The organism is Wolbachia endosymbiont (group A) of Gastracanthus pulcherrimus, assembly GCF_964028265.1.
In the GTDB taxonomy this organism is placed as follows: domain Bacteria; phylum Pseudomonadota; class Alphaproteobacteria; order Rickettsiales; family Anaplasmataceae; genus Wolbachia; species Wolbachia pipientis.
Genome location: NZ_OZ034763.1, coordinates 977,529 through 991,613, shown reverse-complemented (window position 1 = coordinate 991,613; position 14,085 = coordinate 977,529). Strand labels below are relative to the sequence as shown.

The window sequence follows — 14,085 nt, the reverse complement described above, 5'->3', positions numbered from 1 at the left end:
TATGCTAGATTTATAATTAAAATTATTAAATTTTTAATTTTATTATTTTATAATGGTTCCATAGTTATCCGGAAATTTCGTGATCTGTAGTTTCTTTCATTCACGTTATATTCATAGCTTGTTCTATCTTAATGTAATTCCAATTTTGACTGTATAGGAGGTCTCTATGTTAAAACATAACTATAGTGATAAAATCAATAATCGCTATTCATATACTAACAAATTTTCTTATAGTGATGAGGGTGTAGACGAGACGATCAAGGATAAAATCACAACTGAAGATCAGGTAGTAACTGATGATGTTAAAGAACCTGATGCTGGTAATGATGGTTACAGTGAAGGTATGGCTTTCTCTTACCATGGTTACGGCAACGACTTAATATAAACTCTGATCCAGGAAGATAAAATAGTTAAGATAAACCTTCAACTAGCCCCACTTATTCGCTATATTGTTGGAGGTTTTCATAGTTTTTCTAGTTGATGAACATTTTCAAAAGGGCTTCTTCCTTAATTTTGAGTAAATTAAACGAGTTGAAGCAAAGGGGTATTATAAATACAGATACAACAAACTTTATCGTAGAACCCCCAAGTAACAGAGCACATGGAGACATTTACACAAACGTTGCTATGGTGCTCGCAAAGCATGAAAAGAAGAATCCCATTGAAATTGCAGAGGTTTTAGCCAAAGAATTTGAACTTTTTGATGAAGTTGCAAAAGTGGAAATAGCGGGCCCTGGTTTCATCAACATACACTTAAAAATAAAAGTATGGCATGGGATTTTAAAACAAATAAATGAGCTAAAAACAGAGTTTGGCACCCTAGATATAGGGAACAATCAGGCCATTAATGTTGAATTTGTATCTGCAAATCCAACTGGTCCACTGCATATTGGTCATGCAAGAGGGGCAGTATTTGGTGACGTTCTGGCAAATTTATTGAAAAAAGTTGGTTATAAAGTTACTAAGGAATACTATATTAACGATGCTGGAGCGCAGATAGATACACTAATAAAGTCAGTGTATCTTCGATATAAAGAAGCTCTGGGAGAGAAGATTAGCATCGAAAAAGGTTTATACCCAGGTGAATATTTGAAACCGATAGGGGAGGAGTTGGCTAAAAAATATGGCAAGGAGCTTCTAAAAAAGCAAGATAATCAGATAATTAGAGACTATACTTTAAGTTCTATCTTAGAACTCATAAAGGAAGACATGAACTTACTTGGAGTAAATCATGATGTTTTTACTTCAGAGTATGAGCTACAAAAAAGTGGCAAAATCGAAGAGAGTATAAAGATATTGTCTGACAAGGGTCTAGTGTATGAAGGGTACCTGGAGAAACCAAAAGGCAAAGAAAGCGAAAATTGGACTTCCAGAAAAGAGATGCTATTTCGCTCTACAAAATTTGGTGATGACGTTGACCGTGCATTGAAGAAAGAGGACGGCAGTTGGACTTATTTTGCCTCGGATATCGCTTACCATTTTGATAAGATATCACGTGGTTTTAACAATATGATCGTAGAGCTTGGTAGTGACCACGGCGGTTATGTCAAAAGACTTAAAGCAGTCGTCTCTGCGCTCAGTGATGATCAAGCAAAAATAGAGGTAAAACTGCATAATATTGTGAATTTTTTCGAGAACGGCAAACCTGTTAAGATGTCCAAAAGATCAGGAAACTTCCTAACAGCAAGAGATGTAGTGGAAGAAGTTGGCAGGGACATAACTCGTTTTATAATGCTAACACGCAAGAATGATATGGTCTTGGACTTTGATTTTGCTAAAGTTAAAGAACAGTCAAAAGACAACCCTATTTTTTACGTGCAATATGCGCATGCTCGTGCTCATTCGTTAATGCGTAATGCTCCAAAAGAGCTCCCAACAGCAGATCCTTCACTTTTAAGGACAGGTGGAGAGCTCTTCCTCATAAAAACCTTAGCAAAGTGGCCAGATGTGGTAGAAATTGCAGCAAGGCTTTGTGAGCCACACAGAATTACTTTCTACTTACTTGAAGTTGCAGAAGCGTTTCACGTTTTATGGGGGTATGGCAAGAGTGATTTAAACATGCGTTTCATACTGGAAGACAACTTAAACCTCACCGCTGCAAGAATGTTTCTCGTGCAGGCCTTAGCACACGTCATCGCTTCTGGACTTTCTATCTTCAATATAGAGCCTTTGGAAGAGATGAGTTGATTTTTTTATGCAAGATTGTTTTTTCAACGAATAGAGAAGTTGACAAAATTAAGTAAAAATGTTATAGTTTATAGTAGTATTTTCTGGTTAATATATGGCTCACAGTCAAAAAAAGCTCAATGTTAATGTAAGTTTTGACAGTAAATTGGCTCAGTATCTTACAGAAATGGCAGAGACTCAAAATAAAACTATTCCTGAAGTTTTAGTAGATTTAGTGGAAGAAGAGTTCGAAGAAGATGTAGAGCTATCCAAAATAGCTGACGATCGCCTCTCTGAAGGTGAAGAAGAAGTAGAGGATGATGAAAACATCTGGAAATAAAACTTACACTATAAAATTCTTAAAAAATGTTATTGAAAAAGAAATTCCAGCTCTTCCGGCAAAGATTAAATTAATGGTTCAGGAGGCCATAAAGAAACGCCTTACAGTTGATCCTTTTAATCTAGGAAAGCCTTTATGTCATAGCTTTAGAGGGCAATATAGGATAAGGGTTAGCAACTACTGTATAATTTACAGCATAAATCATTCAGAGCGCAGAGTACTTATTACTGCAGTGGGGCATAGAAAAAACATTTACAAACACAGGAGATTACACAATTAAAAATATAAGAAGACAACTTAAACCTTACCGCTGCAACTTGTCCAAGCCTTAGCACACGTCATTGCTTCTGGACTTTCTATCTTTAATATAGAGCCGTTAGAAGAAATGAGTTGATTTTTTTTGTTACAATATGTAATGATCAAAATATTATTCAAAGTAGGGTAAAGTTATGACAATCAGTTTTAGGGAGTATTCAACTGTATTCACTGAAGTTGCGGAACAGACAGATTTAAATGGAAATAACATAATTGAAAGAATAAAAGGGCATTAGCATAGATCCCGCTAACAAGCAGCGGGATGACGGTTGTCAGGGTGTCAGGCTAGTACCTTCTCTTGTCATCCCAGTGTCCAGACACTGGGATCCAGAAAAGTTTGCTTGTTCACAAGCAAACTAGCATGGAAAGTGGTTACAACATTTTCGATGAGATTATATGGAAAACTGTATTCCAGTGTCAAGCACTGGAATACATCACAGGGGCACTGGAATGACACCCTTTACGGGCTCTTAAATTGTAACTATAAATGTTTAAGAAATTTACCAAATAAAAAAAAGGCAAAAGAAGCCCCATGGTGGTTGGCTATTTACTATGTACTAAAATATCGGCGTTTTTTTTATTCTAAAACGCTTGATTAAGAGCGATTTAGCGTATCCGTTCAGGAGAGTGGTTTAAGAAACAATAGATAGGAGATTTTGGAAAGGATTGAGACCCCTTTGTTTCCAAGTTAAGTATAATGAAATTATCCGCTCAAGGAATGTATTTCCCCGCTTTGATTGTGTAAAATATGAGTTTTTGCGATAAACGACATAATGCCGAATTTGCCGTTCAGCGTGGTTATTTGTCAGCGGAATATTTTCTGGGTCATCTAAAAATTTCCACATCATTCTTTCAGATCTCAGAACATTTTTTGCAACTCGAGAGGCTCCAATTGCTTCAGGTAAACGAGATATCTCCTTCAAGTAATACTTTGCACGTTTTCTTAATTTTCTGGCACGTCTGACAAACCTCAAAACATCTATCTCACTTTTTAGTAAAGCTTTTTTTAGTGCAAATAATTCAGTGGCCACGTTTCTCAAGTAACAACCCAGAACTTTAACTTCAATATTCCAACTATGTGCTAATCTTTCAAAATCTCTTGATAAATGTGCCCAACAGATTTGCCTGTTTTTATCGGCAAAATAATTGTATGCTGCATACCTGTCAGTTATTACCAAGCTATTGCGATTGCAGAATTTACTATTTTGTAAAACTTTCATTCCTCTTGACTCTGTAAATTTTACAAAACTTGCCGTATTGCTTGCAAACATCCAACACCAAGCGAGTTTACCTTTGTTATAATGGCTCGTTTCATCAATATGTAGAACTTTACTCCTACTTATCTCTTGTTCGATCTGCTCATACATTTTTTTGCATTTTGAAGCAACTCTATGTTCACTATTTGATATGCTACCGACGCTTATGTTCAAATTGAAGATATCATTTACGACACTCGCTATTTCGCGTTTTGAATTTTTGTAGAATCCGCTGAACGCTGCAATTATTGACTTAACCCTTGGACCAAATGTATTTGGCGTAACACCTTCCGGTAACTTGCTACTTCTTCTCTTTCCGCATCTCCGACAACGGCCATGTTCTAACTGATATTCCACTACATAAGGCTTGATTTCTGGAAGATCAACTTTCTGATGAATATATGGTTTTTCACATATTGCAATTTCTCCTCCGCATTCGCAAGTATTAGGCAACTCTATCTTTACTACTTTATCTGCATCCATGTTGGCGCGAAAACTTCCTTTATGACCAACCTGACCGCCAATATTCCTTTCGCTTTTCGGCTTATTCTTTTTTATTTTATACAACTCTTTGGAACTTGGTATTGATGAATTTTTTGAGCTTAAACCGAGTCTTTCTCTTAACTCAGCATTTTCTATCTTTAAAGCCTTATTTTCTGCTTTTAAACTTTCATTCTCTTTTTCCAATCTTTCTATTTTTGCTTCTAACCTTTCTATTTTTTGCTGTAAATTTTTGCAAAGTTCTAAAAGGTTTACCATATTATTTCACTTTTGCTCTATGATTATCTTTTTAGATCACCTTGTCTACCTTATTCTGCCACTCCGCTTAACGGATACTACTACGTTATCCAGCGTCTGGGCACTGGTTTCTTGGTACTTATTCCGCAATAATTTTTTTTTCCTTCAATAAACTTTGCAGTTCGCCTTTTTCGTACATCTCGCGAGTGATGTCGCAACCACCAATAAACTCTTCCTTTATATATAATTGTGGAATTGTTGGCCAATCAGAAAACTTTTTTATAGATTCACGTATTTCATCATTCTCCAACACGTTAATATACTTAAACTTCACGTTCAATTTTTTTAGGATTGACACGACGAGTCCAGAGAATCCGCATTGAGGAAAATCAGAAGTGCCTTTCATATACAATACCACATCATTTTCTGTTATATCTTTTTTTATTTGTTCAAAATTGCTCATAAATTCACCTTATTTTTAAGTATTAGTTTCCAGTTGCAAGGCGTGTATAGACTGACCTTCCAGAGCTTTATATACCATTTTATGCTGTTCTATTTTTGTCTTTCCAAGAAAACACTTGGAGTTTATTTTTAAATGATAATGGTCATCATCTCCAGCAAGATCATGAATCTTTATATCAGCGTCGGGGAACGATTGTTTGATGATTCTCTCTAATTCGTGAATTGCAATAGTCATTGATTTGCTTTAAATTACAATACTTTCATTATAAATCTAAAACGATTGAGCGCAATAAAAAGTTGCTATCATAAAAAATAGAAGCATACTATAATAATGGAATGACAAGTTATGCAGGGAGGCTTTGTGGTGGGCGAAAGATTTAAATTCACATATCTATTGGTTTTGCTAACTTTTTCATTTAGGTGCTTATCTTACGATGATAAAATAAATAACTTAGAGAATGTTTACATCAAAGCTAACTATTTTGGAGCATTCTTCAATGCAATAGGTTCTCTAGAAGGAAAAGAAGATGCAGGTGACAATATAACAGAGGGGGTTTTTAGTTTTAATAAGAAGGAGCGAATTGAAGCTGGATACAGTCCTAAATATGTTCCAGGGTTTGCCGGTAGTGCTGCAATAGGGTATTTATTCAAAAATATGAGAGTTGAGTTTGAAGGCTTATATTCTCAGACTAACTTATATGATGAAGATTATTCAGATAAGAAAAAAGCAAGATATATTGAACTTCTTCGTCACAATGATGCGTCTACCGGAGCGGAATGCAATTCACCTTGGAGAAGTGGAAAGGTTGATATTCACATTCAAGAAAATTGTAGTGTTGAAGCAGAGTTCAGAGCTGCATTTAAGATGAAAAATGAAGGTTTTAATAACTTAGCTGGAATGGTCAATGTATATCGTGATTTTAATATAGCAAAAATGCCATTCACCCCATATGTTGGTATTGGTGCAGGTGTAACTAGGGTTAAATTTCTAGGAAAAACCAGATATGCCTTGGCTTACCAAGCAAAACTTGGTATCAATCACCAACTTACAGCACAAACTCAAGCATTTGCTGGTTTACGCTATTTTGGTATCCTTGATAACCAATTTAAAGATATTGTACCAGGAATAAAGATACTAGCTGGTGAAGGATATATTCCTGCCGGTGGAGGAAGTAAAGTCGATGAAACTGCACGTGTTGAATCAACAACTGCAACCATTACCAATAGGTTTGGCATATATGGCTTAGAGTTTGGGTTGGTTTATCACTTTTAACTTTATCCAATAAATTACATATGTGAAGATAGTAAATTCAGCGTGCTGAGAACATTAGAAAGACGAGATTTTAATTGATTTTCATATTTACTCCAATCTTGTATTGCCTTTCTTGCAACACCTGAATCAACTGCGGCTTTTGCAACAGCAGGAGCTACTATAGAAATTAATCTTGGGTCAAATGGAGTAGGTATTATATATTCACGTCCATAGCCCATTTTACGACCGCCATAGACTGCAGATATCTCACCTGGTACTGGCTCACGGGCAAGCTTTGCTATTGCATCTGCAGCTGCAATTTTCATTTCATCATTTATTGTTGTTGCATGTACATCAAGTGCCCCTCTAAATATATAAGGAAAACCCATTACGTTGTTGACTTGGTTGTTGTAATCTGACCTACCAGTTGCAATTATTGCATCTGGCCTCACAGATTTTGCAAACTCAGGCCTTACTTCTGGATCGGGATTGGCAAGAGCAAAAATAATCGGGTCTTTGCCCATACTCTTTAACATCTCTTCATTTAACACATCTTTTGCAGATAGTCCGATGAATACATCAGCGCCTTTTATTGTATCAAGTAGAGAACGTTCGGAAGTATCAATTGCATACTTTTCCTTCCACTCATTCATATCCTCGTTTCTACCTTTGTATATTACTCCTTGCTTATCACACAGCACTATATTTTTAGCGCCCATGGACTTTAGTATTTCTAAACATGCAATACCGGCTGCTCCAGCACCATTCATAATGATCTTAACGTCCTCTAATTTCTTTTCAACAATATCAAGAGCATTTTCTATGCCAGCTGCAACAACCACCGCAGTTCCATGCTGGTCATCATGGAACACTGGAATATCCATCAGTTCATTCAGGCGTTTCTCTATTATAAAACAATCGGGAGATCTTATATCTTCTAAATTTATCCCCCCCCAACTTGGCCCAAGATACCTTACTGCATTGATGAAATCTTCTATATTTTCTGTACCAACTTCTATATCAACTGCATCAATATCAGCAAAACGCTTAAATAAAACAGCTTTGCCTTCCATGACAGGTTTTGCAGCAAGAGGACCGATATTACCAAGTCCAAGCACTGCAGTGCCATTTGAAATGACAGCAACACAGTTGCTTTTTGCTGTATAATCATAAACAACCTCAGGATTTTTAGCTATTTCAAGGCACGGAGCTGCAACACCAGGGGAATAAGCAAGTGACAAATCATACTGGGTAGATAAAGGTTTTGTTGGCATGATTGAAATTTTACCAGGGTTACCACCTCTGCTGTGATACTTAAGCGCTTCTTGTTTTGTGGTACTATCTAAATCATCGTTCATCATTACATCCTTATATTTTAAGCTTGTATTTTTTAAGTATATGGAGTTTTTATAAATGTTCAATTGTAAACTATTAACTTGTGAACTCTGTTGTACTTCTGTATAAGTTTACCTATTACGTAAGATGATATTACATGCTTAAAAAAAACGTGCCTAATTTGCTTACAATTTCTCGTGCACTTGCAATACCAGCAATAATATTAAGTTTTTATATAGAAAATAAATATGCAGGCCTGATAACAATATCAATCTTTGTGTTTGCGTGCATTACGGATTTTTTTGATGGTTACCTGGCGCGTGCGTGGAAAGTCCAATCAAAGTTTGGCAAGCTATTTGATCCAATTGCTGACAAATTAATAGTGGTTTCAACGATAATTATGCTAGTTTATAAGCATAAGATAAATGATTTTACAATAGTACCATCGATTATCATCATCTGTCGGGAGATATTAGTCTCGGGTTTACGGGAGTTTCTGATAGCTACAAATGTTAGTCTACCTGTAAGCAAAGCTGGAAAAATTAAAACATTTTTGCAGATGGTTGCTGTAGTAGCGCTAATAATGAACGATTATTATATGATTCAATATACAGGTGCGATTTGTTTATGGGTTGCAGCTATTATAACTATGTGGTCAGGCTATAATTATATCCTAGCCGGCATCAAACAGATTGGTTAAATCTCCTAGGAAATAGTTAATAGACAAGAGTAGTTAATATCTTAGTGATATTGACTCAGAAAGCAAAAAGGTGTATAATTGTATTAACTTACAACTAATTAGGTTAATATTATGAAAATACCTAGTGGCAAATTTTCTTCTACTAAAAAGGTTCCAGGAAAGAATAAGAAAAAAAGAGATTTTGAACCATTAGAAGAGTTTTTTTGGGATTTTTGGCCAACAGTTGATAAAGAAGTCAAAAGAGAAAGGCTAGAACAAGAACTATTAGCACTAAAAAAAAGAGAGCTATATAGAAAATGTGCATCATTGGCAACAATGGTCCCATTTACATTGCTGATGGCGATTGAACTGGAAAAAACATATAGCGATCAGGTATTACTTGGCGTGATAAGTGGCGCGCTAAGCCACACTATATTACCTTTTACAGTCTTATCTCTTATTTGTACGCTATATTTAATTTACAATAATAGGAAGATAGCACAAAAAGAACGAGAGTTGGAGATTATTGAAAATGGAGAGGAAGTAAAGGAAAAAGAGCACAATATTTCTGATATAGGTCAGTGTTTGATCTATATTGAGGCTATAACAACTGCACTGGTTATTGTAGGTATGATAATGGGTGAAACATCTTCACTTGAAGCAGCAGAGGATGCAATTTTATTTCTTGCCAATGCAATTGCTTTTCTTGCAACTCTTGTTTCTTATATTGATAAGCATGAAAAAAATAAGAAAAAGGAAACAGAAAAGTCTGATCTTGATGAGAAATCTAGCAAGAAAACTAGCAATATATCTGTAGCCGGATTGGCGCTTGCTGGTTCTTCTGTATTTTTAATAAGAAGGATAATGTTAATAGCATTAGCATCGTCCTTAAATCCTGCTGTTGGAACTACTTTAGGCTTGATAGGTATTGCAATTTTTATGGCTGTACAGGTCTTAACTATACATTCCTACAGTAAGACGCTGAAAGATCCAAAAGTGGAAGGACGAGGTGAATCAAGAAATGCAGGTAGTTCTGACCGTAGTTATAAAGAAGAAGGGCCGGCTATTGCCTAAGAAATTTATTTATTTAAGTAATATTTAGGTCTATACTTTATTTTGATCGAAAAAAATCTTATGTATAGGACTTTAATCACGTGCTTTATTTTCCTAATTTGCTCCTTTACACAATCGTATGCGGATGATCTTGAAAAAACTGAAACTGAACTATATGAAGAAGCAGTTGAACTTTTTGACCAGAAAAAATATAAACAAGCTGTTAGGGCATTTCATAAGATAGAGGATTTGTATCCTTTTTCTTATTGGGCAATGAAAGCAAAATTATTATCTGGGGTCTCTCACTATAATATGGGTAACTATAGCAGTGCTGCAAGTGATATGGCTGATTATATATATGTTTATTCAAATGGTGAAGATTTACCATATGTATACTACTTAAGAGTATTATCTTATTACATGCAAATTAATAAAGTGCAACTTGGACAGCAAACTGCATATAAAACTTTAGAGCTGGCTACAGAATACATTAATCTCTTTCCAGGCAGCGAATATGTAGGCGAGATAAAGGAAAAAGCAAAGCTAATCACAGAACATATATCAACAAAAGAGTATTCTATCGGTAAATTTTACTTGAAGCGTGGTGAATATTTAGCAGCAATTAAGCGTTTCCAGAATATAGAAAGCTATAAAGATTCTAAATATTTTTCTAAGTCTATTAACTATTTAATAGCAGCCCATTCAGCTCTTGGCCTTGACTTAGAAGTTGAGCAGTATGAAAGTATGTTATTAGCAGAAAACCTGCAAGATGCCAAGCCAGAGGCTTGAAAATTTGCTTTAGCTTTTTCTATGCTTTGATATATAATTAGGTTTTTAACTATTTGAATATGGCTGGTCATTCACAATTTTCAAATATAAAACATCGGAAAGGCGCTCAGGATGCAAAGCGCTCTCAAAAATTTACGAAGCTGATCAGAGAAATAGCAGTTGCTGCAAAGCAAGGGCTACCCGAACTCAACCCGCGCCTTCGCTCTGCTATATTTGCTGCACGCAAGGAAAATCTACCAAAAGATAAAATAGAAACAGCAATAAAAAATGCAACTGGTAACGTTGCTGGAGAAAATTACGAGGAAATACAATATGAAGGTCATGGGCCTTCTGGCACTGCACTCATTGTCCATGCCTTGACTAATAACCGCAACCGTACTGCTTCTGAGGTACGTTATATATTTTCTCGCAAGGGTGGAAACTTGGGAGAAACAGGAAGTGTTAGTTACCTTTTTGATCATGTAGGTTTAATTGTCTATAAAGCAGAGGGTGTGAATTTTGATGATTTATTCAGTCATGGAATCGAATTAGAAGTATTGAATGTTGAGGAAAATGACAAAGAAGGATTACACGTTATAACTTGTGAAATAAAAGATTTTGGTAAAGTACGCGATGCCTTTTATGCAAAATTCGGAGAACCAGAACTTGCTCGTCTTTCACGGCAGCCAAAAGATCTGATTGAAATTAGCGATAAAGAGTTAATTGATAAATTATCTGCATTGGTTGAAGAACTAGAAGATAACGACGATGTACAGTATGTGGAAGGTAATTTTACTTTTGTTGATGCTGTTTAAATGATGAAGCTGTTTATATTTATACTGTTTTATATTTTACCAATATTTAATATACACGCCCTTAAGACTCCAGATAACAGTAAAGAGACTTTTTTAATATCCAGTACCATAAAATCTTCCTTTTTTGCCACGGGAATTGAGCAAGGGTTGGCGCCAAATACAGTGGTGAAATTGATCAACATATATAAAGATTTCGGTGTTGATTTTAAAAAAGACATTGTGCCGAAGAGTAAATTGGAAGTTCTTTTTGAGAGATTGCCTAATAATCAGAAGACTGAAGAAAAAATTTTATATGCTTCACTGACAATAAACAAGAAAGCTATTAGTTTATATCATTATAAATCGCAAGACGGCAAAGAAAGGTATTTTAATAAAGAAGGAATAAGCTTAAAAAATGGCGAAATTTTTGCAAATCCTTTAAATGGAGATTATCGCATATCCTCAAAATTTGGCAATAGAAAGCATCCTGTTCGCGGTAAAATTGCTTTTCACAAAGGAGTGGATTATGCAGCTAAACTTGGCACTCCCATATACGCTGCTGCAGAGGGTGTGATAGAATATATAGGAAAGAATGGTGGCTATGGAAATTACATCAAAATAAAACACAAAAATGAATATTCAACCTGTTACGCGCATATAAGTAGATTTAGTGGCGATATAAAGTTAGGCTCTAAAGTAAAGCAGGGGCAGATCATCGCTTATGTTGGTAGCACTGGTGTTGCAACAGGACCTCATTTACATTACGAAGTTATATATAACGGCAAACACATCGATCCGCTTACGATAGCGCATAAAACTGAAGTAAAATTGCCTGATCATGAATTAAGAGAGTTTAAACTATTTGTAAATAAGATAAATAAAACGATCAACAGAGAGGGTTCAAGTGAAAAAGAAGTTTAAAGACAATATGGATAAGAATACGATAAACGATAGAAATTTAAGTCAACTCCGGTTTTTTCCTGTACTAATAGCGCTAGGATTAATTTTATCGCTGCTTTTTTTGGCATATGACAGCACAATTGCACTTGGAGTTGCTGCCGTTTCAATTTTGACTTTTCTTCAAGGATTTTTTATTAATGACCCTAATGAAGCAAGAGTGATAGAATTTTTTGGTCATTATATTGGAACTTATTTTAAGTCTGGAATATGTGTAACGCTTCCCTTTTCAAGCAAATATATAGTTTCCCTAAAATTTCAGAATATTAACACAGAAAAAATAAAAGTTAATGATGCAAATGGAAGTCCAATAGAGATTTCTGCAGTAATTGTTTGGAGAGTGAGCAGTCCTGCAAAGGCGTATTATAATGTTAACAACTATCACGAATTTGTTTTTGTACAAAGTGACTCGGTAATTAGAGAATTGGCGAGCAATTATCCGTATGATAGCGAAAGCGATGAGGAATCTTTACGTAAAAATTCTGATAAAATTTCAGATGAATTGCGGTCAATGTTACAACAAAGATTAGATATTGCAGGAATTGAGATTACAGAAGCAAGAATATCGCATTTGGCGTATTCGTCCGAGATTGCACAAGCAATGTTAAGGCGTCAACAAGCACATGCTATCACTTCGGCAAGAAGGCATATAGTGCAAAATGCAATAGGAATTGTCGAGGAAGTAATAGCTCATTTTGAAAAAAACAAAAGCTTACAATTAGATGGCAAGCAAAAGGTTCAATTGATAAATAATTTGTTGGTTGCCCTAATCTCTGAGCAAGATGCACAACCGACGATTAGTTTAGATAATAATTAGCATAGAAGCCGATTGGGTTTCATAAATGCAAGTCACTATTAATTTCTTGATTAATAGACTAAATGATGTTATAAATTACACGCATTAGGGGTGCTCTAGAAAAGCTGAGAGTACATAAAGTACAACCCTTTGAACCTGATATTGTTAAAGCAAGCGTAGGAAAATGTATGTATATAAATATTGAAGAATGCTTCGGCTTCATTGCGTTAATTGCATCTCTAATTGGATTATCACCTCAAGTATATAAAGCATATATCACTAAAGTTACTCGTGATGTATCGATGTTAATGTTAGTAAACTATCTTATTTGTTCATTGTCTTGGATTGGCTATGGTCTTTACCAGAGCTCAATTTTTGTGGTGCTTAGCAATATTGCTGGATTAGTGATTAGCATAATATCAATTATTCAAAAATGTTACTACGATGCAAAACCTGCACCATGATCATGTGCTGCACTGCAGTACACAACAACAATATCGTTCTATTGTAGTGCTAAATGGAAAAATACCGAGCTCATCGTTTTTTAAACGAGATATACCTATTATTGCTGTAGATGGAGGAGCAAACAAGCTTCTATCAATTGGCGTAAAACCTGATCTTGTAGTAGGAGATTTGGATAGCGTAAATCTGGATTTACGTGCTAATTTGAATACGATATATCTACCTGATCAAGATTATTGCGACTTTTCTAAAGCAATGGCTCACTTAAAAACAGTAAAGTTATTGCCATCAATAGTAACGGGTATTACTGGAGGAGCAATTGATCACATACTACAGAATATTAACATTTTTCTAAGTACGGGCAGTATCTTTTACACACCTTCACCTCCCATGGTAGGTTACACTTTACGAAAAGGTATTACCCATTTTTTTTCTTTGCCAAAAAATACTAAAATATCTTTACTTGGTATACCGAGAGCTCAAATATCAACCAAAGGATTAAAATGGGAACTGCATCTTAGCAACCTTGCCTTTCCAGGAAAGAATTCTTGCTTTAATCGAAGCCTGAGCAATGAGGCATATATAGAAGTACACAGTGGTATATGTTTGGTGATGGTTTATTTAGAAGCAGTAGATGATGCTGCAAGACATCATGTGCGTCAAGTTAAGAAGTAAATAGACTTCTTGCATAACCCAAACTAAGTAGAAAAAA

At 35.3% G+C, this 14,085-nt stretch carries 18 protein-coding genes and 1 riboswitch; of the genes, 14 read left to right on the top strand and 4 right to left on the bottom strand.

Translation table 11 applies throughout. From position 1 onward, the window contains the following. Window positions 1–166 precede the first annotated feature (166 nt). The 5 genes from ABWU47_RS05145 (at window position 167) to ABWU47_RS05125 (ending at window position 3,275) form a co-directional block, all read left to right on the top strand. Window positions 167–385, top strand: a complete 219-nt coding sequence (locus tag ABWU47_RS05145; RefSeq protein ID WP_077188094.1) for a hypothetical protein — start codon at window positions 167–169, stop codon at window positions 383–385. A 95-nt stretch (window positions 386–480) separates the two neighbouring features. Then, window positions 481–2,187 carry an arginine--tRNA ligase gene (gene argS, locus ABWU47_RS05140; RefSeq protein ID WP_077188093.1) on the top strand — a complete coding sequence of 569 codons (1,707 nt, stop codon included), beginning with the start codon at window positions 481–483 and terminating at the stop codon, window positions 2,185–2,187. Window positions 2,188–2,281: 94 nt separating this feature from the next. Continuing rightward, window positions 2,282–2,506: a hypothetical protein gene (locus ABWU47_RS05135; RefSeq protein WP_010962565.1), complete on the top strand. Its 225-nt coding sequence runs from the start codon at window positions 2,282–2,284 to the stop codon at window positions 2,504–2,506. Continuing rightward, entirely contained in the window at window positions 2,484–2,786 is a 303-nt protein-coding gene (locus ABWU47_RS05130) for a type II toxin-antitoxin system RelE family toxin (RefSeq protein ID WP_236717735.1), read from the top strand. Before ABWU47_RS05135 ends, ABWU47_RS05130 begins: the two co-directional genes overlap by 23 nt. 333 nt (window positions 2,787–3,119) lie before the next feature. Further along, entirely contained in the window at window positions 3,120–3,275 is a 156-nt protein-coding gene (locus ABWU47_RS05125; RefSeq protein ID WP_167347043.1) for a hypothetical protein, read from the top strand. A gap of 178 nt (window positions 3,276–3,453) precedes the next feature. On the opposite strand, the gene ABWU47_RS05120 is transcribed toward ABWU47_RS05125, so the two are convergent. The 3 genes from ABWU47_RS05120 to ABWU47_RS05110 form a co-directional block, all read right to left on the bottom strand. Further along, window positions 3,454–4,836: an IS66-like element ISWen3 family transposase gene (locus ABWU47_RS05120; protein ID WP_353285608.1), complete on the bottom strand. Its 1,383-nt coding sequence runs from the start codon at window positions 4,834–4,836 to the stop codon at window positions 3,454–3,456. A 118-nt stretch (window positions 4,837–4,954) separates the two neighbouring features. After that, window positions 4,955–5,278, bottom strand: a complete 324-nt coding sequence (grxD, locus tag ABWU47_RS05115) for a Grx4 family monothiol glutaredoxin (RefSeq protein WP_006280013.1) — start codon at window positions 5,276–5,278, stop codon at window positions 4,955–4,957. A 15-nt stretch (window positions 5,279–5,293) separates the two neighbouring features. After that, window positions 5,294–5,512, bottom strand: a complete 219-nt coding sequence (locus tag ABWU47_RS05110) for a BolA/IbaG family iron-sulfur metabolism protein (protein WP_006280012.1) — start codon at window positions 5,510–5,512, stop codon at window positions 5,294–5,296. Window positions 5,513–5,641: 129 nt separating this feature from the next. Between ABWU47_RS05110 and ABWU47_RS05105 the strand changes: the two genes are divergently transcribed. Further along, entirely contained in the window at window positions 5,642–6,550 is a 909-nt protein-coding gene (locus ABWU47_RS05105; protein ID WP_236717734.1) for a P44/Msp2 family outer membrane protein, read from the top strand. 14 nt (window positions 6,551–6,564) lie between these two features. Here the strand turns inward: ABWU47_RS05105 and ABWU47_RS05100 are convergent, their stop codons facing one another. Continuing rightward, window positions 6,565–7,887, bottom strand: coding sequence for a malic enzyme-like NAD(P)-binding protein (locus tag ABWU47_RS05100; protein WP_077188090.1), 1,323 nt, complete (start codon window positions 7,885–7,887; stop codon window positions 6,565–6,567). 134 nt (window positions 7,888–8,021) lie between these two features. Between ABWU47_RS05100 and pgsA the strand changes: the two genes are divergently transcribed. From pgsA to ABWU47_RS05060, 8 genes are all read left to right on the top strand, one after another. Further along, on the top strand, window positions 8,022–8,564 hold the full coding sequence (pgsA, locus tag ABWU47_RS05095; protein WP_077188089.1) for a CDP-diacylglycerol--glycerol-3-phosphate 3-phosphatidyltransferase: 543 nt from the start codon (window positions 8,022–8,024) through the stop codon (window positions 8,562–8,564). A 111-nt stretch (window positions 8,565–8,675) separates the two neighbouring features. After that, entirely contained in the window at window positions 8,676–9,617 is a 942-nt protein-coding gene (locus tag ABWU47_RS05090) for a hypothetical protein (protein WP_077188088.1), read from the top strand. Window positions 9,618–9,677: 60 nt separating this feature from the next. After that, on the top strand, window positions 9,678–10,385 hold the full coding sequence (locus tag ABWU47_RS05085; protein ID WP_353285766.1) for an outer membrane protein assembly factor BamD: 708 nt from the start codon (window positions 9,678–9,680) through the stop codon (window positions 10,383–10,385). A gap of 59 nt (window positions 10,386–10,444) precedes the next feature. Next, window positions 10,445–11,179, top strand: a complete 735-nt coding sequence (locus tag ABWU47_RS05080; protein ID WP_006280005.1) for a YebC/PmpR family DNA-binding transcriptional regulator — start codon at window positions 10,445–10,447, stop codon at window positions 11,177–11,179. Window positions 11,180–11,182: 3 nt separating this feature from the next. Next, on the top strand, window positions 11,183–12,079 hold the full coding sequence (locus tag ABWU47_RS05075) for a M23 family metallopeptidase (RefSeq protein WP_006280004.1): 897 nt from the start codon (window positions 11,183–11,185) through the stop codon (window positions 12,077–12,079). A 7-nt stretch (window positions 12,080–12,086) separates the two neighbouring features. Further along, window positions 12,087–12,932, top strand: a complete 846-nt coding sequence (locus tag ABWU47_RS05070) for an SPFH domain-containing protein (RefSeq protein ID WP_077188091.1) — start codon at window positions 12,087–12,089, stop codon at window positions 12,930–12,932. A gap of 76 nt (window positions 12,933–13,008) precedes the next feature. Continuing rightward, a riboswitch (TPP riboswitch) is annotated at window positions 13,009–13,111 on the top strand. Beyond that, window positions 13,100–13,375, top strand: coding sequence for a SemiSWEET family sugar transporter (locus tag ABWU47_RS05065; RefSeq protein ID WP_006280002.1), 276 nt, complete (start codon window positions 13,100–13,102; stop codon window positions 13,373–13,375). Its footprint overlaps the riboswitch before it by 12 nt. Further along, window positions 13,356–14,048, top strand: coding sequence for a thiamine diphosphokinase (locus ABWU47_RS05060; protein WP_006280001.1), 693 nt, complete (start codon window positions 13,356–13,358; stop codon window positions 14,046–14,048). The genes ABWU47_RS05065 and ABWU47_RS05060 overlap by 20 nt, the downstream gene beginning before the upstream one ends. Window positions 14,049–14,085: the final 37 nt, after the last annotated feature.